Annotated in this window: 15 protein-coding genes and 1 pseudogene; 11 read left to right on the forward strand and 5 right to left on the reverse strand. The window is 62.5% G+C overall.

What is annotated here, in order from left to right; translation table 11 throughout:
• Window positions 1–57 precede the first annotated feature (57 nt).
• Together QF038_RS06645 and QF038_RS06650 are read right to left on the reverse strand one after the other, a co-directional pair.
• The gene (locus QF038_RS06645; RefSeq protein WP_307609435.1) at window positions 58–549 is read right to left on the reverse strand and encodes an Rv3235 family protein; all 492 of its coding nucleotides are present in this window, start codon (window positions 547–549) and stop codon (window positions 58–60) included.
• A gap of 49 nt (window positions 550–598) precedes the next feature.
• Window positions 599–1,417, reverse strand: coding sequence for a LysM peptidoglycan-binding domain-containing protein (locus QF038_RS06650; RefSeq protein WP_307609436.1), 819 nt, complete (start codon window positions 1,415–1,417; stop codon window positions 599–601).
• A gap of 142 nt (window positions 1,418–1,559) precedes the next feature.
• Between QF038_RS06650 and QF038_RS06655 the strand changes: the two genes are divergently transcribed.
• Window positions 1,560–2,126 (forward strand): hypothetical protein, encoded by a 567-nt coding sequence (locus QF038_RS06655; protein WP_307609437.1) that lies wholly within the window; start codon window positions 1,560–1,562, stop codon window positions 2,124–2,126.
• A 40-nt stretch (window positions 2,127–2,166) separates the two neighbouring features.
• Here QF038_RS06655 and QF038_RS06660 read toward each other — a convergent pair whose 3' ends face one another.
• Window positions 2,167–2,382, reverse strand: a complete 216-nt coding sequence (locus tag QF038_RS06660; RefSeq protein ID WP_306634455.1) for a helix-turn-helix domain-containing protein — start codon at window positions 2,380–2,382, stop codon at window positions 2,167–2,169.
• A 156-nt stretch (window positions 2,383–2,538) separates the two neighbouring features.
• On the opposite strand from QF038_RS06660, the gene QF038_RS06665 reads away from it, so the two are divergent.
• The 4 genes and pseudogenes from QF038_RS06665 (at window position 2,539) to QF038_RS06680 (ending at window position 10,893) form a co-directional block, all read left to right on the forward strand.
• Window positions 2,539–3,183, forward strand: a complete 645-nt coding sequence (locus QF038_RS06665) for a hypothetical protein (protein ID WP_307609438.1) — start codon at window positions 2,539–2,541, stop codon at window positions 3,181–3,183.
• Window positions 3,180–4,488 (forward strand): annotated as a pseudogene (locus QF038_RS06670) (CpaE family protein). The gene QF038_RS06665 and the pseudogene QF038_RS06670 overlap by 4 nt, the downstream one beginning before the upstream one ends.
• Window positions 4,489–4,544: 56 nt before the next feature.
• Window positions 4,545–9,398 (forward strand): NAD-glutamate dehydrogenase, encoded by a 4,854-nt coding sequence (locus QF038_RS06675; RefSeq protein ID WP_307609439.1) that lies wholly within the window; start codon window positions 4,545–4,547, stop codon window positions 9,396–9,398.
• A 28-nt stretch (window positions 9,399–9,426) separates the two neighbouring features.
• The gene (locus QF038_RS06680) at window positions 9,427–10,893 is read left to right on the forward strand and encodes a sensor histidine kinase (RefSeq protein WP_307609440.1); all 1,467 of its coding nucleotides are present in this window, start codon (window positions 9,427–9,429) and stop codon (window positions 10,891–10,893) included.
• Between the two features lie 97 nt (window positions 10,894–10,990).
• On the opposite strand, the gene QF038_RS06685 is transcribed toward QF038_RS06680, so the two are convergent.
• The gene (locus tag QF038_RS06685) at window positions 10,991–11,239 is read right to left on the reverse strand and encodes a WhiB family transcriptional regulator (protein WP_015937605.1); all 249 of its coding nucleotides are present in this window, start codon (window positions 11,237–11,239) and stop codon (window positions 10,991–10,993) included.
• A gap of 324 nt (window positions 11,240–11,563) precedes the next feature.
• Between QF038_RS06685 and QF038_RS06690 the strand changes: the two genes are divergently transcribed.
• Window positions 11,564–11,944: a hypothetical protein gene (locus QF038_RS06690; RefSeq protein WP_307613418.1), complete on the forward strand. Its 381-nt coding sequence runs from the start codon at window positions 11,564–11,566 to the stop codon at window positions 11,942–11,944.
• Window positions 11,945–11,999: 55 nt separating this feature from the next.
• On the opposite strand, the gene QF038_RS06695 is transcribed toward QF038_RS06690, so the two are convergent.
• On the reverse strand, window positions 12,000–16,127 hold the full coding sequence (locus QF038_RS06695; protein WP_307609441.1) for an FtsK/SpoIIIE domain-containing protein: 4,128 nt from the start codon (window positions 16,125–16,127) through the stop codon (window positions 12,000–12,002).
• A gap of 156 nt (window positions 16,128–16,283) precedes the next feature.
• Between QF038_RS06695 and QF038_RS06700 the strand changes: the two genes are divergently transcribed.
• From QF038_RS06700 to QF038_RS06720, 5 genes are all read left to right on the forward strand, one after another.
• The gene (locus QF038_RS06700; RefSeq protein WP_307609442.1) at window positions 16,284–16,868 is read left to right on the forward strand and encodes an acyltransferase; all 585 of its coding nucleotides are present in this window, start codon (window positions 16,284–16,286) and stop codon (window positions 16,866–16,868) included.
• A 122-nt stretch (window positions 16,869–16,990) separates the two neighbouring features.
• Window positions 16,991–18,178 carry a UDP-galactopyranose mutase gene (glf, locus tag QF038_RS06705; RefSeq protein WP_307609443.1) on the forward strand — a complete coding sequence of 396 codons (1,188 nt, stop codon included), beginning with the start codon at window positions 16,991–16,993 and terminating at the stop codon, window positions 18,176–18,178.
• Window positions 18,175–20,175, forward strand: coding sequence for a glycosyltransferase (locus tag QF038_RS06710; RefSeq protein ID WP_307609444.1), 2,001 nt, complete (start codon window positions 18,175–18,177; stop codon window positions 20,173–20,175). The genes glf and QF038_RS06710 overlap by 4 nt, the downstream gene beginning before the upstream one ends.
• Window positions 20,172–21,056 carry an ABC transporter permease gene (locus QF038_RS06715; RefSeq protein ID WP_307609445.1) on the forward strand — a complete coding sequence of 295 codons (885 nt, stop codon included), beginning with the start codon at window positions 20,172–20,174 and terminating at the stop codon, window positions 21,054–21,056. The genes QF038_RS06710 and QF038_RS06715 overlap by 4 nt, the downstream gene beginning before the upstream one ends.
• The gene (locus QF038_RS06720) at window positions 21,057–21,794 is read left to right on the forward strand and encodes an ABC transporter ATP-binding protein (RefSeq protein WP_307609446.1); all 738 of its coding nucleotides are present in this window, start codon (window positions 21,057–21,059) and stop codon (window positions 21,792–21,794) included.
• Window positions 21,795–21,886 lie beyond the last annotated feature (92 nt).

Consider the following 21,886-nt stretch of genomic DNA (forward strand, 5'->3'; position numbering starts at 1 on the left):
TTCCCGGCCCTGCTCCAGTTCCAGTCCATTCCGCTGCTGCTTATAGCCATGACGCCCTCAGCCGATGACAAGCTCAGTGACCCGCCATACCTGCTTGCTCCGTTCCAGGCGGACAGCGACAGCCCGGGCACGGACGTCGTCCACCACCACGGCGCTTGCCTCGTAAATCCCCTCGGCCACTTCGCAAACGCGCACCGAGCGGACGGTGGAATTTCTGTGCAGCCGCGCCAACGCCGGATTGTTCGTCCGGGCGACTTCGCGCCTTATCAGGCAGGCACGATGCTGCAGCGCTGACAGGCACCGCGGATCGAGGCGGCGGGCCAGCTGGTGGACGGGACGGATTCCCGCCAGCACTTCCATGGCGGCCTGCACCGTGCCGCGGGTGATTGCGCGGACCTCGGACAGCTCATCAACAGCCCGCAATCCGGAAGGAGCTCCGGCTTGGTTTGGCGTTAAGTCCCGGGTGCGGGCCGGCAGGACATGAGGGGCCGGGGTATTCTCAGCCCTTCCAGATCGCTGGCCGGCCCTGATCGGTGTCACTGCAGTCATTGCTTTCCCCTTAATTAGCGGCTGGGATACTTCGGAGCCCGGCCCGTAGTTATGCCGCGGTTGGCGGCTGAAGGATTTGTCCCGGAAGCAGCACATCCGGATTCAGGCCGATAACTGAGCGGTTGGCCTCGTACCATCGGGGCCATGCCATGGCGATCTCCACGTCTGTTGCTTCCGGCCCCATCGCGAAGGCGGTGATGTCCCATAGGGTGTCGCCGGCAAGCACTGTCACTGCCTCCGTACCGGCATCACTGGAGTTACGCACAGCCGGCGCCGCCAGGAGCCCTGGGCCGACCACAGGGGCTGCCGGCTGCCAGCCCGGCTCGAAATCGGACGGAGGAAATGCCTTGTCCGTCACAGGTTCTTCAAGCGGGTCAAGTTCCATGGGCCCGTCCGTTCCGATTCCGGTAAAGCTTGACGGGTTAGTAACGTTTCCGGGACCCGCCGGAGCGGACGAAACGTGCTCCTGTGTGGGAGCCCATTCCGGGCCTGGAATGGTCGCAGCCGCGTTCGCCGCTGGGCCGGCCACCAACTGGACCGACAGCGCAGCAAGTACAAGCCGTTGCATAAAAGCAGGCGACAGCCGGCGCGTAAACGCTGCAGCGCGCATTTTTCCCATCCGGTCAAAGACAATAGTGGCTCCGGCCAGGAGCAGGGACAGAAACCACCAACCCACCAGAATGGCTCCGGCAGCAGCTGCCGTTGCTCCCAGCAGGTCCTCCGCTTGGAGTTCCTGGCGGTGTGCCGAGGAATGCTGCCACTGCTCCAGCAGGCCGGCCCCCACCAAACAGAGCAGACCACCCAGCAGCAGAATTGCTGCAGCGCAGAGGGCGTCGGTCCATGTAGAAGATTCTGCTTGCTTTGGCATGTCAGTCCCTGTTTGGTGCAATTTGATGCTGTTTGATGCAGCAAGCTTTAGTTTGCCCCTTTTATTCTTCCTTTGTCCAGACGTTGGAGAGAAAAAGTCTGGTGCGTTGACCAGGGGAAGAAAGGGGCCCTACGCTTGCCGAATGCGCTGGGATGCACTCTTCAACGATCTGGAAAGCCAATTCACCGAGGCGGACAGGCTGGCGCTCGACGCGGAGATTAACGAGCGGGCCAGGGCAGAGATGGTCGGCCTGGAACTCGCGGACCGTCTGCGCGGAGTGTTGGGGTGCCGGCTTACGGTTTACCTGGCATCAGGGGAGTCGTTTTCAGGCACGCTCGTGCACACTGGCGGCGATGCACTGGTACTTAATGAAGGACAGCACCAAACCCTTATTCCGTATGCAGCGGCTGCACGGTACATGGGGCTGGGCAGGTTCTCGACCGCGGAAATGTCATCGGTCCGGCGAAAGTTGGGTCTTTCCCATGCCCTGCGCAGCATGGCCAGGGACAGGGCAGAACTCTCGGTCCTTGTCGGGGGTACTTCAGGGTCTGTGCGGCTGGCAGGGGTCATCGACCGTGTGGGCAAGGACTATCTTGACCTTGCCGTCCTCAACCCCGGTGAGGTGCGGCGGAGCCAGCAGGTCAGCCACGTTGCCACCATTCCCTTTGCTGCCTTGGCGGCCATTACATCGCGCCGTACAGGCGAGTGAGCGTCAGTCTGTCCCGGACGGCACCTGCCGCAGGCGGAAGTCACACTGACTTGGACTTGGACTGTTGGATCATGCGGCTCGCCTCGGCATAACGTTCCTCGATGTACTGCTCAAGCATTTTTTCCTCGACGCGCCACTGGCCGCGGCCGCCCACCTGGATGGCTTTGAGCTCGCCGCTGCGCACCAGGGCGTAAGCAGCCGGGGAATTGATCTGGAGCTGTTCCGCGACATCTGCGAGCGTAAGAAACCTGGGCATGGACCCATTTTGCCACCGGCAGGTGTATTTTGCTGGCGTTATCCACAATTTGATCCTGTTTGAATTTATGACTTTCGTTACCGGGCCCCTGCGGCAACAATGGGGAGTCCGGGCACACCGCGCAGTCCCGGTGCACATTGGGGGGAGAAAAAGGTAATGGTTCCTGAGTCATCTGCTTCGGCGGCCAGGCTGAAACGACCTTCCTGGAAGGACCCCCGGCTGCTGGCAGGTGTTCTCCTTGTGCTGGCATCCGTGGCAGGCGTCGTTTTCCTGATGGACAGCGCGGACCGGACCACAGAGGTCTACGCTGCCAGGGATGGCATTGCCGTGGGTGAAAGGCTCACGCCGGAGAACGTCGTCCGGGCCAAGGTGAGGCTGGGCGAGACCGAGTCCCAGTACATCACCGCCGAGTCGGGGTTGCCGGAAGGCGTTGTTGCCGTCCAAAGGATAGGCAAGGACCAACTTGTGCCGAGGGCCAGCCTGGGCGCAGTGGATGAGCTTGACCGCAAGCCCGTTGCCCTCACCATTGAAGAAGCGTTGCCCGCCCAGGCGGTTCCGGGCGCAAGGGTTGATGTCTGGGTAGCCCAGCCCGACGCGCGGAATGGGTTCAGTGAGCCGAAGCTTCTGCTGGCTGGCGCTGAGATTGCCGAGGTCACCGAGGGCACCACAACCCTGGGATCCTCCCGGACCACCGTGTTGATGGTTCTCGTCGAGGACATCCAGATGCCCGCCCTGCTCGGTGCGCAGGCCAATGAAGCGAAAATTTCCGTGGTCTGGAATCCTGGGGGTGGCACTCGATGAGCATTCCCGTCGTCACCGTGGGCCAGGGCCGCGAGGACCTGGTCGGCGGACTGGAACGCCTTCATGGACCTGTGACGGTAGTGCGGAGATGTACGGAACTCACCGAACTGCTGGCAGCCTGCCAGAGCGGACTGGCGCGCGCCGCGGTAGTTGCGGACGGCTCGGAAGATCTCACCGCCTCACTCGTGGACCGGCTGGGGGCTGTGGGCGTAGCCGTCATCGCCCTGACCGACTCGGCCGAGGAAGCCGCCAGGCTGCGGGGGATAGGAGTAGCCTCGGCCCTGACCGGGGTGGAATCGATGGTGCTGTCGGAAAGGATCGCCGAGGCAGTGGCGCTGCTGACCGGTGGCGGACCCGGCGAAGCCTACCGCAGCGCCCCCGCCGATCCTGGTGCTGCCCTCACCCCCGTTGAGGTGGACACCGCAAGGAGCCCCGACGAGCCGGGGCCCGGAGAGATCATCGCGGTCTGGGGCCCGGCAGGATCGCCGGGCCGGACAACCCTTGCCGCCAACATTGCCGGCGAACTGGCCACCGAGGGAAAATCGGTCCTCCTCGTGGACGCTGACAGCTATGGGGCGAGCGTTGCCGCGGTCCTGGGCCTGATGGATGAATCAGCCGGTCTGGCCCAGGCCTGCAGGCTAGCCGACCAAGGCTTGCTGGACACCGAGGCCTTGAAGAAGGTGGCCACTCCGGTTGCCACGAAACTGGGCTCCTTCCGCGTACTGACCGGCATCACCCGCGCGGACCGGTGGACCGAACTGCGGGCACCGGCCCTTGGCTTGGTGCTGGAGCGTGCCCGGCAGATCGCTGAGGTTGTTGTGTGTGGACACCGGCTTCTGCCTGGAAGCCGATGAGGAATTGAGTTTTGACACTATGGCTCCCCGGCGGAACGCAGCCACCCTGCGTTCGCTTGAGCTGGCGGACACCGTTTATGCGGTCGGCGCAGCGGACCCTGTGGGGGTGCCACGGCTTGTGCGCGGCCTTGCCGAGCTTGAGGATGCGGTGCCGCAGGCTGCGCCCGTCGTCGTGATGAATAAAGTCCGCTCCTCCTCCGTGGGCCGGGGCCCGGAGCGCCAACTGCAGGACGCCTGGGCACGCTACGGCCCGGCGTCGGAACTCAAGGCCTTCCTGCCGCACGACGCCGCGGCAGCCGATTCCGCGCTGCTTGGCGGCTCACTGTTGCTGGAAGTGGCCCCGGATTCTCCGCTTCGTCGCGCCATCGCCGAACTCGTTTGTGCACCCGCCCAGCAAAAACCGAAAACCTCTGTATTTTCTTCCACAGCACGGCGGAAACTAAAGGACTAGGCTCGCCGTAAGAGCTGCGACGATGCAGCGAAGACTTGTGATGGAGGCGTTTGTCGATGTCGTCTGGATCCAGCGTGGAGGATCAGCCCCTTTCCATTGAAGGCCATGAAGGCTTTCTCGGGGACTACTATGAGCACCTGGCTGACGAGGACGCCCGGAGCTACACCGGGGATCTGCTGACCGCCCGGGCGGAGGGGCACCGCAACGTCGCTTCCATCAGGAAGCCGGGCCAGGCGAACATCGCCATCCATGATGAGGAAGACAGCAGCGTGGTCTTCGTAGTCACCGATGACATGCCGTTCCTCGTCGATTCCGTCAACGCGGAGCTGGTCCGCCAGCACGCGGCCATCAGGCTGGTGGTCCACCCGCTGTTCGTTGCGGCCCGCAACAGGGAAACCGGCGCACTGGTGAAGGTCAACAAAGTCCCCTCCCATATCGGCATCTCCAGCGGTGACACCGCCGCCATGCCCAGCCTGTCCCACCTCATTGCACAGGGTGAGAACGCCTCTTATATGGAGTCGTGGATCGCCGTCGAGATCAACCGCGTCACCGATGAGGCCAAAGCCTCTCTCCTGGAAGGCTTGCAGCGTGTACTGAACGACGTCCGGGCCGCAGTTGAAGACTGGCCCAAGATGCGCCAGAAGGCGCTGGAGATCGCAGAGAACCTGGATAAGGTGGCCAACCCGGCCCAGATCGCCGAGCTGCGCCAGGCTCAGGACCTCCTGCACTGGCTCGATGACGGCAACTTCACTTTCCTCGGCTACCGGGAATACGACCTCGTCAATGTGGACGGGGAAGATGTGCTGGAACTGCGCGAAGACAGCGGCCTGGGACTGTTGCGCGCATCCGCTGACTCACCGCACATCCAGCACCTGACCGACACCGGCAGGAAGAAAGCACGTGAAAAGCGTGCCCTTGTTATCACCAAGGCCAATTCGCGTTCCACGGTCCACCGTTCGGCATACCTTGACTACATCGGAATTAAGAGTTTTGATGCCGCAGGCAATGTCAACGGCGAGCAGCGCTTCATCGGCCTCTTCGCCACCAGTGCCTACACAGGGTCCGTCCGCAACATTCCCATCGTCCGGGAAAAGGTCGATGACGTCCTGAGCAGTGCCGGCTTCCCGCCGGACTCGCACTCCGGCAAAGACCTCCTGGGCATCCTGGAAACATACCCTAGGGATGAACTCTTCCAGATCGAGGTTCCGGACCTCGCTGCCACGGCCCTGGGAATCCAGAAACTCCAGGAACGCCGGCGCACCCGGCTCTTCCTGCGTCCCGACATCTATGGCCGTTTCATGTCCGCCGTCGTCTACCTCCCCCGGGACCGGTACACCACCAACGTCCGGCTCCGCATTGAGCAGGAACTGCGCGAAACCTTCCAGGCCGTGTCCATTGACTACGAGGCGCGCATGACGGAGTCTGCCCTCGCCCGGCTCTTCTTCCGCATCCGCCTGCCCAAGGGTGCCGACGTCAGCCATGTCAACACGGAGGAACTGGAAAAGCGGCTCGTGCTCGCCGCCCGCTCCTGGAGCGAAGGCATCGCTGAAGTCCTGCGCGAAGGCCGGGATGTGGGTGAGGCCAAGGAGTTGGCGGCCATATGGTCGGAAGCCTTTCCTGCAAGCTACCGGGTGGACTACGAAGTTGAGGACGCCCTCGAGGACATCGCCCGCTTCGAAAAATACGGTGCGGCCGCGGAACGTACAGCAGGTGCCAAGCAGGAACGCCCCGGCGTCCACGTCTACCTTCCCGAAGGGGCAGGGGCAACACTGGAGGAGGACGCCCGGGTCAAGCTCTACATGCTGGAGCCAAAGAGCCTGAGCCAGATCCTGCCCTTCTTCCACAACCTTGGCCTGGAGGTGCTCGACGAGCGCCCGTTCGAGATCGAAACCGCGGACCGGCGGGACTTTTTCCTGTACGATCTCGGCCTGAAATACCCAGCGGGTGTGGATCCGCTGGCCACCAATGAGCTGCTTGCTGATTCCTTCGGTGCCGCCGTGACCGGCGCGGCCGAGTCCGACGCCTTTGACAGGCTGGTCCTCCGGGAGGGACTGCAGTGGCGCCAGATCACTGTGCTGCGCGCCTACGCCCGGTACATGCGCCAGATGGGCAACAGCAATTCCTTCGGATTCATGGCTGACACCCTGCTCGCCAACCCGGACGTCACCAGGGGCCTCAGCGCGCTCTTCGCCGCCCGCTTCGATCCTTCGCTGAGCGAAGACCAGCGGGTTCAGGCCCAGGCATCCGTGCGTGGAGAACTGGCGGAGGCCATCGAAAAGGTGGCCACGCTGGATGCGGACCGCGTCCTGCGGACCTTCCTCAACCTGATCGAATCCACGCTCCGGACCAACTTCTACCAGTACAAACCGCACCTGAGCTTCAAGCTTGATCCCCCACAGATCAAGGGGTTGCCCTTCCCGCGCCCCATGTTCGAAATCTGGGTCTACGCCCCCCGCGTCGAGGGTGTCCACCTTCGATTCGGCAAGGTGGCCCGCGGCGGACTGCGCTGGTCCGACCGGCGCGAGGACTTCCGCACCGAAGTCCTCGGCCTGGTGAAAGCGCAGACGGTCAAGAACGCCGTCATCGTGCCCACCGGAGCCAAAGGAGGTTTCTTCGCCAAGCAGCTCCCGGATCCCACGGTGGACCGCTCCGCGTGGATGGCCGAAGGCATCGAAAGCTACAAGACGTTCATCCGCGGCCTGCTCGACCTCACTGACAACCTCCTGACGGAGGGCGACGACGAGCGGCTCGTGCCGCCGTCGGACCTTGTACGGCACGACGGCGACGATTCCTACCTCGTGGTGGCGGCGGACAAGGGCACCGCAACCTTCTCGGACATCGCGAACGGGCTGGCTGCCGAATACGGGTTCTGGCTCGGGGACGCTTTTGCCTCCGGCGGGTCGGTGGGCTACGACCACAAGGCTATGGGCATTACCGCCCGCGGCGCTTGGGAATCAGTGAAACGCCACTTCAGCGAGCTGGACCTGGACACGCAGACGCAGCCTTTCAGCGTGGTGGGTGTGGGAGACATGTCCGGTGACGTGTTCGGTAACGGCATGCTGCTCTCAAGGCACATCAGGCTCATCGCGGCATTTGACCACCGCCACGTCTTCCTCGACCCCAACCCGGACGAGGAGACCTCGTTCGTGGAGCGGCAGCGGTTGTTCGAGCTGCCCAGGTCTTCGTGGGACGACTACAACAAGTCACTCATCAGCGAAGGCGGTGGCGTGTTCGCGCGCCAGGCGAAGTCGATTCCGGTGTCGGCCCAGGTCCGGGCTGCCCTGGGACTGCCTGCGGACACCACCGAGCTCAGCCCGCCCGAACTCCTTCGCGCCATCCTGCTGGCGCCTGCGGACCTGCTGTACAACGGCGGGATCGGAACCTACGTCAAGGCGAGCACCGAATCCAATGCCTCGGTGGGGGACAAGGCCAACGACGCCATCCGGGTGGACGGCAAGGACCTGCGCGTCAAAGTAGTGGGCGAAGGCGGAAACCTTGGCATGACGCAGCGTGGCCGAATTGAGGCCGCATTGCAGGGGGTCATCCTGAACACCGATGCCATCGACAACTCCGCCGGCGTCGACTGCTCGGACCACGAGGTCAACATCAAGATCTTCGTGGACCGCATGGTGGCTGCCGGGAAGCTGTCCGCCGAAGAGCGCGCCGGGTTCCTTGCGTCGATGACGGATGAGGTGGGACGCCTGGTCCTTGAGGACAACATCGACCAGAACATCCTGCTGCTGAACGACCGTACCCGCGTGGCCGAGTGGAGCCCGAGCTACGAGCGCCTGATGGACTGGCTGGAGAAGAAAGCTGACCTGAACCGGGAGCTGGAGGCGCTGCCCACCACGGCGGAGCTGCACGAACGGCTGCAGCAGGGCCAGGGCCTGACCTCTCCGGAACTGTCGGTGCTGGCCGCGTACGCCAAAATCGAGCTGGCCTCAGCGCTGCGGGACAGCGACCTGGCTGATGACCCATGGTTCCGGAAGACGCTGCGGGCCTACTTCCCGGAGCAGCTGCGGGATCGCTTCGATGCGGAGCTGGATACTCATCCGCTGCGCCGCGAGATCATCGCCACGGTGGTGGCCAACGACATGATCAACCTTGGCGGCATCACGTTCGCCTTCCGGACTATGGAAGAAACGTCGGCCTCTGAAGTTGCGGTAGCCAAGGCCTTCGTTGCCCTGCGCGAGGTCTACGAGCTCGATGCGATGGTGGAGGAGCTGAACAGCCTGCCGGCGTCGTTCCCGACCGAGCACTGGAGCGCAGTCCACCTGGACATCCGGCGGCTGCTTGACCGGGCCGTCCGGTGGTTGCTGGGACAGGGCAGCGTGTCCAGGCCCATCGCCGACGTTGTGGAGGAATTCAAGCCCCTCGTCGACCCGATGCGGGCGCGCCTGCTGGAGTACCTGCGCGGCGACGACCGGGACAGGGTGGCCGGCTGGCTTGAGACGGCCCGCGAATGGGAGCTTCCCGAGGGGCTGGCCCTGCGCTGGGCGGAGCTGTTCGAGAGCTTTGTCCTGCTGGACATCGCTAAGATCGCAAGGGTTCGCAGGAATCCTGTGGAGGAGATCGCGGCGGTCTACTACACCGTTTTCAACCGGTTCCACGCGGATTCGCTCCTGGAGCGGATCAGCAGCCTGCCGCGGCAGGACCGGTGGCAGGCGTTGGCCAGGGCTGCCTTGCGCGATGATTTATATTCCACAGTCTCGGACATCACGACGGCGGTGCTGGACGCCACCGCTGCGGCCGATTCACCGGAGGCGCGGCTCAAGGACTGGGAGGCGCAGAACGCCGAGCAGTTGGTCCGCGCGAAGAGCATGTTTGATGAGGTCAATGCCCTCGAGGCCGACGATATGGCTTCACTGTCGGTAGCATTGAGGCTCTTGAGGTCAATCGTCCGACGCTAGCCGGTGCTGCGTCGCAAATGGAGGTGCAGTGGCAATCTTTACGGACCCTATCAGGGAACATGCTGATTTCGGGCCGGGCGATGCCGAATGGCTGCACCTCCTGGTGGGGGACTGGCAGATGGTCGCGGACCTGGCGTTCGCCGACCTGGCGCTCTGGTTCCCCCACCCGGACCACGGGTACGTGGCGCTGGCTCACGTCCGGCCGTCCACCACACATACGGTGTTCCATGGCGACTTCGTGGGGGAACCAATCCGCTCCGACCTCCAGCCGCTGGTGGATAAGGCCTGGAACAGCCGCTCTATCGAGCGCTCCAGCGAAACCAACTGGAGCAGCGAAATGGCGCTCCGGGTGGAAGCCGTTCCCATGGTCCGGAACGGGCGAACCCTGGCCGTTGTCACCACGCACATGGACCTTTCAAGTTCACGCATGCCCTCCAGGCTTGAACTGACGTACCGGCAGTGCGCCTACGACCTGCTGCGGATGGGGACGTTGGGGCTATGGCCGGACTTCGCCTCGCCCACGGGTTCCCGCCGCGGCGCACCTCGTGTGGGTGACGGTCTCATCAGGCTGGACGCCGAGGGCGTGGTGCAGTACGCCAGCCCCAACGGTGTGTCCGCTTTCCGGCGCCTCGGTGACGGGGAGTCCCTGGAGGGGCGCTCCCTGGCCGAGGTCACGGCCAGCCTGCTGAAGGACCGCCGCATGGTGGACGAAACTTTGCCACTGGTAGTAACCGGACGGATGCCGTGGCGCAGCGAGATCGAGTCCCGCGGCGTAAGCCTGTCACTGCGGGCCATCCCACTGCGTGATGAGCAGCAGCGCTTCGGCGCGCTGGTCCTTTGCCGCGACGTGTCCGAACTTCGGCGGCGCGAGATGGAGCTGGTGACAAAGGACGCCACCATCCGCGAAATCCACCACCGGGTCAAGAACAACCTGCAGACCGTAGCCGCGCTGTTGCGCATGCAGTCCCGCCGGATGGTGAGCGATGAGGCGAAGCAGGGGCTCGAACAGGCGATGCGCCGGGTGGCAACCATCGCACTGGTTCACGAAACTCTGTCCCAGGGCCTGACGCAGAGCGTCGACTTTGACGAGCTGATCGGCCGGCAGTTCCGGCTTTCCGCGGAAGTGGCGTCGCCGTCGCAGCAGGTCCGGACCGAGCGTTCGGGCATGTTCGGGGAGCTGCCGAGTGATTTTGCCACGCCGCTGGCGCTGGTGATTAATGAACTCGTCACCAACGCTGTGGAGCATGGCCTGGAAGGGCGGGCCGGGACTGTCTGGCTCCTGGCCGACCGTTCCGAAGGGGACGACGGCGAGGAGCTCACCGTGACCATTGCCGACGACGGCGTGGGACTTCCTGACACGCCCCACGTTGAGGGCCTCGGCCTGCAGATCGTGCGCACACTGGTGACCAGCGAGCTGGGCGGGAGCATCCAGTGGCTTCCCCGTGAAGGCGGCGGCACCGCCGTGCAGATCCGGCTGATCCTTCCGGCGAAGTAGCAGGAGACAGCAGAAGGCCCTGGCGGCAACCTTTGCGGGTTGCGGCCAGGGCCTTCTTCTTAAGCTTTTTCAGCCAGCCTTTGAGTGCCTGGACGGATCAGGAGGCGCGGCGGGCGCGTGCTGCGCGGCGCTTCAGGGCGCGGCGTTCGTCTTCGCTCATGCCGCCCCATACGCCGGCATCCTGGCCCGATTCGAGAGCCCACTGCAGGCATGTGTCCACTACCGGACACCGGCGGCAGACGCTCTTGGCTTCCTCGATCTGCAGGAGCGCCGGACCTGTGTTTCCAACGGGGAAAAACAGTTCCGGGTCCTTTTCGAGGCACGCTGCGCGGTTACGCCAATCCATGCTGATCAGTTGCTCCATTTCTGGGAAGTGCCCTTTGTGAAATTATTCACTAGTAGCTACAAAGGAAAGGGGCCCGGCAGGGCCCCGTTGGTCATCTGAATCAAGCCTGTCATGTTAACGCTGTGTAAACAAGGGGTAATAAGGCTTGAAATCCCCGGATCGCTGAGCGATACATCACAGTGGTGGTATTGGGCCTCACCACTGTCCGACTATGTCCGGTAGGGTGCCAGTGTGTCAAGACCTCCGGAAAACCCACCAGACCCGCAGGCTCCAGCAGGGGGTTCCGGGCCAGAACAGCCAAGTGGCCGGGTCCGTCCGCCCGCGGTGCTCGTGGTGGCAGTGATTGTCGCCGCCGAAGCAACCGCCCTGTTGGCCGCGGCCGCCTGGTACGGCTACCAGCTTGCAGCGGGCAGTCCCGTGCTGTCGTTCTGGGGTGCCGTTTTTACACTGGGGCTGTTGCTGGCGTTCTCGGCCTGGCTTTACGCGGTGGCACTTTTTCTCTACCGCGGATACCGGTGGACCAGGGCTGCTGCCCTGGTGGCCCAGTTGTTTGTCCTCACCATCGGCTTTCCTACACTGAGCGCCGGCCTTCCCGTGGGTGGACTGGCGATGCTGGTCCCCGCGTTCACTGCCATTGTGCTGTTGTTCCAAAACAAGGTCATCAGGTTCGCCTCCCGCACGGGCAGTTCGACGCCGGCACTTTGACCGACTCGACTCCTTGCTAGGGCTGCACGCCGCGTTTGCATGCTCGGGTCCGGCACTATGTATGTGGCCCGTTGGAGTTGGCCCAGCCGACTTGGATGCTCCGAGCCACGCTGCGGGAGATTAGCACTCCTCGGCCGGGCGGCGGGTGGGCCTCCACTTCGAACCTTGTTCCAAAGAGGTCCCCATCCTGTAATGAACGCGGAGCCAGCAACACTCCGGTGCCGGACGCGCGGGACTTCATCGCCAACGGCACGCGCTGCGAAAGCAGCGGGCTGTAGTTGGCCGTCAGCACCACCGCGCAGCCCAATGCGTTCAGTTCCCACAGGTGCTGCAGGGCTTCGGCGTTAAGGAGGTCGGCATCGTCCACCAGCGCCACTGTCCCTGGTTGCGTACGGCCCGCCGCTGCCATCGCCACCGACTTCTGCCAGTACTCACTGGGGTCACCATCTGCTTCACGGCGAAGCCATGGCCCGCCTGCCGGATTCATCAGCGGCAACGCCTTCAGGAAGTTGGTTTTCCCGGATCCGGGCCCGCCCAGGACTGTGAGCACGCCTCCGTACGGCAGGCTGATGGATGCTGGCTCGAGCTCATCCCCGCCAACGCCAATCAACAGTGGCCGGCCGTTGCTGCTGTTTGCCCCGTTGTTGTTGCCTGGCGCGCTATTGGCCGGCTTTGGAGACTCGAGGGAGCTGGTCCGATTGCTCGTTGCGCTCGAACTGATCTTGGTGGCCTGCACCAGCGCAGGAAGTGGTTCGATGCGGAAGGGACGCTTTGTGGGCGGCGTCGCCGAGGCCAGGCCCGGCTTGCTCAGGATTTCCGGGTCCGGGCGGTACAGCTGGCTTACGGCGGGGCCGCCGCCGGCGATAGGGCCAAACGCTACGGCCCGTCCCTTGTGCCGTGCTGTGGCCGGCATGCGCGGCCACGCTATGCGGCTGTCCGGATTGGATCCGGTGGGGAAATAGAGCCGGTTAGCAAGCAAAGCGAACGTCCGGGAACTGACAAGTTCCCTATCGCCCTCAAGCATCACCACAATGTCCGCCCGGCTGCCGTCCCGGGCCAGATCTTGCACGAGGTCTTCAGCCCAAGCCAGGGGTCCTGCGCGCAGCGCCGATATCCATGATCCCCATCCGGAAATAGCCAGTACCAGTGGCACCTCGCCCTTCATGCCACCGCGGCTTAGCCGCCGGGCCATCTCCTGTTTCAGGCGCTCCAGCACCCGGACTGCCCGCCGCAGCTCGTGCGTGCCCACCTGCGCTCCAACCCGCCCCGAGGGGGCAAGGCCACGGAAAGTTCCGCCTGCGTCCAGCAGGTAGCAGTGGGCTTCCACCGGATGGAGGGCAAGTTGGGAGACGGCGAATTCGAGGGCATCCAGCGCACCTGAAGACGGGCCGCCGACCAGCGCCAGATGACTGTGCTCCGGGGGCTTCCATACGAGGGGGACCACCTTTTGTTCTTCGGGCAGATCCATCAGTCCGAGTTCGGTCATCCATCCTGCACCTTTCCCTCTGCCGGGGTGGACTGCCGGCAGTCTGCCGTCAGGAACCGGCAGGTTCGAAGGCAGGGGAGCGGCCACCGGACGGCGGGGTGCCGGCCCGTTCTGGCCGTGCCACAGGTCCTGCACGATCTCCACCAACGGCTGGGCAGCTTGGGTGGGTGTCCGCTGCCCGGACGGTTGGCCCCCGCTGCTTTCTCTGCCTGCATCACTGGTTCCATGCGATGTAAAGCAGTCCACGGCGCGTTGCACCTTGAAAACGTCCGCCCGGTCAGACCCACCAGGGGCTGTCCCGATCGTCGCGGTCTGAAATTCCTGCGGCGCCTCAGTACCCCGCGCCATGAAAGCCCGTCCCGGCGTACCCACGCTGATACCGGCTGCATCCTTGGTGTTGATAATGTCGCAGGACTCCATATCGGATTGCACTCGAAGGGCAATGCTGGAGGTGACATTGGCACGGATGTCCGCTGTGACGGCTCCCTGCGGCCGCTGGGTAGCCATCACCAGGTGGATCCCCAGTGACCGCCCGATTGCTGCGATCCGCATCAATTCCCGCAGTACCTCCGGCGCATCGTCAACGAGCATCCTGAATTCATCGATCACAATCACAAGGTGGGGGAGCGGAAAGTTGTGGGAAGCCCAGGTGGAACGGTACGAGGCGAGATCCGGTACCCGGGCGGCGGCCAGTGCCTCCTCCCGCAACCTGATCTCAGCCCTGAGCGAGGCCATGGTGCGTTCGAGCTCGTAGGTGGACAGATCGGTCAGCAGCCCGACGCAGTGGACGAGTTTGGTCAAGGGGCTAAGCCCGGACCCGCCCTTGAAATCAACGAAAAGGAAATTCACGCGGTCTGGCGGATGACTGAGCGCCAATGCCAGGGCGAGCGTGCGGAGCAGTTCAGACTTGCCAGAGCCCGTGGTTCCCGCGACCAGCAGATGCGGGCCGTCTGAGACGAGGTCCAGGCCGTGCGTTCCAGTGGCGCTGATTCCCATAGGCACAGGCAAACCATCGGCCTGTGCGCTCGCAGTCCACCGGGCCGCGACCCCGGCTGGGGAAAGCGGCAGGAAGTCACTGAGCGAGCAGGAGCTGGGGACAGCGTTGTGTCCTTTGTCCGGCGGGGCCGGTTGTCCGGCGAGGTTCCGGCAGAAATCGCTGAACACTGCCTCCGGGGCGAGATCCGGGACGAAGGCAACCTCACCGGCCGGGCTCCGAAGGATGGATGTCCGCTCAGAAATTACCGCCTCCCAGGGGCGGTCACCTCCGCCGGCAGCAGGGAGGAACTGAAGGACCTGCCAGCCAAGCCCCGCCGCCAGGGCGGACGTCGTGTCGTCGTCCTGTGCACTCGAAGTTCCGAGCATGATGAGGACACCACGTTGATGGGCGGAACCAAACCCCTCGGCCAAAATCCTGCGTGCGTCATTGGAGGAAGCGGTGAGAGTGCTGCCCTGCAGGTACCGCGCGGCCAGAGGAAGGCGCTCCGCGTCGCCCACGATGAGAACGCGGGTGGTGCGGGCCCTGGGGTAGCCGGCGAGTTGCATGACGAGCGAACGGACCAGGCCGTCGGCCACGGCTTCCGGTCCCCGGAAGGTGGTCCTGGCGATATCCGGATCCAAAGCTACGGGAACGATGCCTGCGGATGGTAGGCCGGCGGAAGGGTAGCCCGGCTCAACTTTCACGTTTGGCGGTTGGGAAGCCTCGCCAAGCCGCAGCCACACACCGGCCTCCTCAACGCCATCGTCGGAGGAGGCAGTCTGCGTTTTGCCGACCGGTCTTTGGCTGCCCTCTTTCGGGTTGCCTTGCTTCTGGCGGGCGGCCAGCACAAGGCATGCAAGCGACGGGCCCGCCAGGCGTCGTCGTTTCCGGTCTTCCTCCACGGCGGCTGCAACAGCTTTGGCAAGCTCCCGCCGCTGGCGTCGCCCGGCGGCGAGGGGCACGAGGACGGATACTGCTGAAGCGGCTGAAAAGGCGAGGAACATCCACATCCCAGTGATCACGGCAAGCCCCACCCCGATCAGCAACGGAAGGGCTGCCGTCAGGACGAGCACTGTCCGGTTGCTTGCCTCCGTTCGGCCGGTGACGGTGAGGGGCTCCTGGGTGGACATCCCGGCGTCCGCGAGTGCTCTTTCCGGCAGGTCCAGCAGAACCAGCGACATTTTTGTGTTCCCGCAACGGATGACAGAGTCCGTGGAAATGACTGCGTTCCGAACCCTCTCGCCGTCCACGTCGACGCCGTTTGCGCTGTCCAAATCGATGATCATGATGTCCGTTTCGGTGACATCGAGGCGGGCGTGTTCACGGGAGAGTTCGGGGTCGGGGATCACGATCCGGGTACTGCTCCTGCCGATGGTGTACGAGCCGCGGCGTAACGGCACGACGATGCCGGCGCCCACGCCGCTGTGAACCGCAAGGGCGAGGCGAGCATCATCAGCGGGCGCCCGCCGTCGTAAGTTACGCGCGCCGTGCAGGGCGGCCCCCTCGATCAGAACCGCGCCATTAACCAAGGGGGCTTCACCCACCGTGAGTGACTGAAGCGCCTTGCTGCTGACCGATACGCCCCCTGCGCCGAACTGGCGCGTCAGTTGGCTTTGGATGTGGGCACCAGCAGTGCCTTCGGGGGCCTGGATGGTCAGTTCCAGGGGTGCGTCCTGCAGCCCGGACTCCTGGCTGCGGACGAGGGTGCAATGGAATTTCATGCGTATGGATCCTCACGGCCTTTGAATCCACGCTAGCCAGCCGGAGGGCGCCGCAGCCCGGACGAGTTTCTGTATGTGGACAAACTCTGTCGGGGCTCGGTTAGGATCGCTACAGACTTCGATCGCACACGCGGTCCCGGCTATGAAGGAGGCACTGTGAGCACTGTTGCAGACAGCGCTGATGTGTCCGAGGAAGCCATCATCGGGGCAGGAACAAAAGTGTGGCATTTGGCACAGGTCCGGGAGTCCGCGCAGGTGGGGGAGAACTGTGTGATCGGCCGCGGGGCCTATATAGGTCCAGGCGCCATGCTGGGCGACAACTGCAAGGTCCAGAACTATGCCCTGGTGTACGAGCCGGCGGTGCTGGAGGCCGGCGTATTTATTGGTCCTGCGGTGGTGCTGACCAACGACGTTTTCCCCCGGGCTGTGACTCCCGACGGCGAGCTGAAGACAGAGGACGACTGGGACAAAGTCGGTGTCACTATCCGCGAAGGTGCGGCTATCGGGGCCCGGGCGGTGTGTATCGCGCCGGTGACTATCGGTGCATGGGCAACAGTCGCCGCTGGTGCTGTTGTCACCAAGAATGTGCCCGACTTTGCCCTTGTGGCGGGCGTACCCGCCCGGCGTGTTGGTTGGGTTGGGAAGGCGGGCCACCCGCTGCACCACGAAGGCGGAGAATGGGTTTGCCCCCAGACCGGAGCCAGGTACGTTGAGCAGGAAGGCATCCTGGCCGAGGGGTAAAACGACCCGTTTCAGTGGGGCACAGGGGTGCCGGATTCGACGTGCGCTGTGGTGCCTCGGGTAGGCTAGAGCAGCAGACAATGCGCACCATTGCGCTGCCCGCATTCAAACCAGGAGATTTTGTGACCGCTGACCTTGTCATCGTAGGGTCCGGCTTTTTTGGCCTGACAATCGCAGAACAGGCCGCTACTGAGCTCGGCTTGAAGGTGGTTGTCCTCGACCGCCGCCACCACATCGGCGGTAATGCCTACAGCGAAAAGGAAGAGCAAACCGGTATTGAAATCCACCGGTACGGCGCCCACCTTTTCCACACATCCAACGAGCGGGTGTGGGAGTACGTCAACAGGTTCACCACCTTCACCAATTACGTGCACAAGGTCTACGGCGTGCACAAGGGCGAGGTCTATTCCCTGCCGATCAACCTCGCGACCATCAACCAGTTCTTCCGCGCCAACCTCACCCCGGGCCAGGCGAGGGACCTTATCCAGGAGCAGGCTGGCGAGCTTGCAGGAACTGATCCCCAGAACCTCAACGACAAGGGCATCCAGCTGATCGGCCGGCCCCTGTACGAAGCCTTCATCAAGCACTACACCGGGAAGCAGTGGCAGACGGACCCCAAGGACCTGCCGGCGGGCATCATCTCGCGGCTTCCGGTGCGCTACAACTACGACAACCGGTACTTCAATGACAAGTACGAAGGCCTGCCGACGAACGGCTACACAGCCTGGATTGAAAAGATGGCCGAGCACCCCAACATCGAGGTGCGGCTGAATACCGACTTCTTCGACGAGTCGCATGAGTACAGCAAAAACAAGGTTGTGGGGAACATCCCGGTGGTGTACACAGGCCCCGTGGACCGCTACTTCGACTATGCCGAAGGCGACCTGTCATGGCGCACCATCGATTTTGAGGAAGAGGTTCTGGACGTTGGTGACTTCCAGGGCACGTCCGTTGTGAACTACAACGACGCCGACATCCCCTACACCCGGGTGATCGAACCACGGCATTTCCACCCCGAGCGTGACTACCAGACCGAGAAGACGGTCATCATGCGCGAATTCTCGCGGTTCGCCGAGAAGGGGGACGAGCCCTACTACCCGGTGAACACCTCCGCCGACCGGGAGCGCCTGCTCAAGTACCGGGACCTCGCCGCCGCAGAGAAAGCCGTCCTGTTTGGCGGACGCCTGGGCACCTACAAGTACCTGGACATGCACATGGCTATCGGGGCTGCGCTGAGCATGTTCGACAACAAGATCCGGCCGCACTATGAAAGCGGCGTACAGCTGGAAAGTGGAGGCGTGGACGCATGAGCGTGGCCCAGCAGAATAACGAAATGCAAGCCGCAGAAGTTCAGGACGCTGCCGCCTGGACCACGATCCAGCGCGTGATTTTGCCCGGCGAACGGGGGATGGAGACCCTGCCGCTTTATATGGACTCCGGTGTGGTGGCCAGCGCCGTTGAAGTTGCGGCAGGAGCACTCCCACAGATGGACGACCAGGGGCTGAACCGGACTGTTCATGCCGATGACGTGCTCTCCAGGACCACTGCATCGGTCCGGGCCGGTGAGCGGATTTCCTTCGGAACCTACTTCAACGCCTTTGCGGCGTCCTACTGGAAACGGTGGACAACCGTCCGCGAGGTCCGCTTGAATGTCCGCACGTCCGGCCGCGGTACGGTCAGCGTTTACAAATCGAACGCCCGCGGCTCCCTCCAGCATGTCGAGACTGTCAGGGTCCAGGGTGATGCCGAAACCACTTTCGACCTTTCCCTCGTTCCGTTCGGGGACGGCGGCTGGTATTGGTTTGACGTTGCTGCTGGAACCGAGGAAATGCTCTTCCTCGGTGCCGAATGGCAAACATCGGCAGAACGCCGTAAAACGGGCACGGTCACAGTGGAAATCACCACGCTCAATAAGACCGCTTTCTGCATCAACAATCTGCGGATCCTGGGTAGCCATCCGGAAGCATTGGAAAGCGTCAAGGAAGTAATAGTTGTTGACCAAGGTACCGAAAAAGTGCGCGACGCCGACGGTTTCATGCAGGTTCGCCAAGCCTTGGGTGACAAACTCCGAATGATCCATCAGAACAATCTGGGCGGATCAGGAGGTTTCGCCCGGGGCATGTATGAGGCCGTGGAAAATGGAAGCGATTACGTCCTTTTGCTCGACGACGACGTCGTCATTGAACCCGAAAGCATTGTCCGCCTCGGTATCTTCGCGGATTATTGCAAAACACCCACGCTTGTTGGTGGGCATATGTTTGACCTCCACGACCGCAATGTTCTGCACACCCTCGGTGAAGTCGTCAACCCATACTTGATTGGCCCGGATGAGCCGAACCCAGGCCAGCGGATGCGGCACAATTTTGCCCGCGGAAATCTGCGCGATACGCCCTGGATGCACCGCCGGGTTGACGTGGACTACAACGGATGGTGGATGTGCCTGATTCCCACCGAGGTTATCCGTGAGATCGGCTTGTCCTTGCCTGTTTTCATCAAATGGGACGATTCCGAGTACGGCGTACGGGCCAAAGCGGCCGGTTACAACACCGTTTCGCTGCCGGGATCGGCAGTTTGGCACGTGTCCTGGATTGATAAAGACGACCTGGTCGGCTGGCAGGCGTACTTCCACACCCGCAATCGCTTCATCTACGCCCTTCTTCACAGCCCGTACGACCTGGGCGGGGGTCTCCTGGACAATTCCATGAAGTTGGATGTAAAGCATCTCATTTCCATGCAGTACTTCACTGTCCGCGGCAGGATTGAGGCCATGAAGGATCTCCTGAAAGGCCCGGATCAGTTGCACGCGATCCTCGCCACCAGGTTGCCGGACATTCGCAAGATCGCCGAGGAGTATTCGGAATCGCAGTTCAAACCAGAAGTTGAGGACTTCCCGCAACTGAAGTCCGGACGCCCGCCCCGTCGGGGCAGGGGCTTCTCGGCTCCGTCGTACGCGACCATTGTGCCCTGGGCAGCCAAGAACGTCATCCGGCACGTGGCGAAGCCTGTCAAGGAAACTGCAAAGGAACACCCGCAGGCCTTTGTGCCGCACCAGGACAACAAGTGGTGGCGTATGTCGCAATACGACAGCGCCATTGTGTCGAACGCCGACGGAACAGGTGCTTCATGGTACCTGCGCGACCCGAAGCGTGTGCGTGAGCTTCTCGGGGAAAGCGTAAGAGTTTATGGCAAGGTGCTCAAGAACTGGCCTCGCCTTAGGACTCAGTATCGGAATGCGTTGCCTCAGATCACGTCCATGGAGGCGTGGAAGGCCACCTTCGAGAGTAATGCCCAGGACGATGTGAAATGAGTCAGACTGGGGAGGTCGCAGGGCTTGAGTCTCCCGGTGTAGGGGGTGGACTGTTCGACGTATTTCGCCAACGTTTTCTGCTAAAGCTTCTGGTCAAGAAGGAACTCCAGGTTCGTTACCGGGGGTCGGTACTTGGCCTGTTGTGGTCCTACGTGAAGCCCGGTGTGCAGTTTGTTGTGTTCTACATTGCACTCGGCGTTTTTCTGGGACTCGAAAAAAGCGCCCGCAATCCCGATGGGCTGGCAAATTACGCAGTGTATCTCTTCTCGGGCATAGTGCTCATCAACTTCTTTACTGAGGCATTAAGTAACGCGGCCCGTTCAATTGTCAGCAACGGCGGCCTCATCAAGAAGATTTATTTGCCGAGGGAGCTGTTCCCGGTCGCTTCGGTTTGGGTTTCGGGAGTGCACTTCGTTCCACAGCTGCTGGTGCTCATAGTCGCCTGCATGGCTGTGGGGTGGAAACCAACGGCCCTCCAGTTACTTGCTGCCCTGGCCGGCTTCCTTATCGTTACGATGCTGGCGACCGGCCTTGGTCTCCTGTTCGGTTCCGCCAACGTATACTTTCGTGATTTCGAGAACCTGGTAGATATGCTCTTGATGGTGGCCACCTGGGCGTCACCGGTCATGTATGCCTGGACCATGGTGCGGGACAAGATCGGGGATTTCTGGTTCACGGTCTATCAGGTGAACCCGATTACCGTCGGCATAGAAGCGTTCCACTATGCGTTTTGGTTGCCAACGACGGATGGCAGTGCGGCGCTGCCGCCCAACTTGCTATCTCTGTGGATACCCCTCGGTTTTGCCATTTCAGCCGCTGTCTTGGTCCTCGGGCAGTGGACGTTTCGCAGGCTTGAAGGCCGATTTGCGCAGGAGCTTTAAATGTCAGTTGCCATTCAGGTCAGCAACATCAGCAAGGAGTTTGTACTTCGGCATACCCGCTCTATCAAGGAAGCCGTCGTTTGGCTTGCGAAAGGGCGAAAGGGTGATCTTTCTAAAAAGTTTCACGCCTTGCATGACGTAAGCCTGGAAGTCGAAAAAGGGGAGACAGTTGCGCTCCTGGGGCTCAACGGCTCCGGGAAGTCGACCCTTCTCAAGCACATCTCGGGAGTGATGCTTCCTGACAGCGGGTTCGTAGGAACACAAGGGAGAGTCGCGGGACTGATTGAGGTGGGCGCTGGCTTCCATCCCGACCTCTCCGGCCGGGACAACGTTTTCCTCAATGGCGCCATTCTCGGCATGTCGGAAAGCCAGATACGGGAACAGTTCGATTCCATTGTTGAGTTTTCCGAAATTGGTGACTTCATCGATACTGAGGTGAAGTTCTACTCTTCCGGGATGTACCTCCGGCTGGCATTTTCTGTAGCTGTCCACACGGATCCGGAGATCTTTCTTGTTGATGAAATCCTGGCAGTGGGCGATGAACCGTTCCAGCGTAAATGTCTCGATAAGATCAAACAGCTTTCGGACGCCGGAAAGACCCTCATAGTCGTCAGTCATGATTTGGATCTTGTATCGCGCATCTGCGACCGCGGGGTCGTGCTGGACCATGGAAATGTCGTTTTTGACGGTCCTATCGGTGAAGCTGTTACTAACCTGAGGGCGGCGAACCAACGCTAGAGTTGGAATACTGAGCCAGCGGCGGGCTTCAACCCATCTACGAACGAAGAGCAATGTCCTCATGTCGAATTGAGGTATTATCGCGCGTCTCT

It is taken from the genome of Pseudarthrobacter sp. W1I19, from assembly GCF_030817835.1.
Classification (GTDB): domain Bacteria; phylum Actinomycetota; class Actinomycetes; order Actinomycetales; family Micrococcaceae; genus Arthrobacter.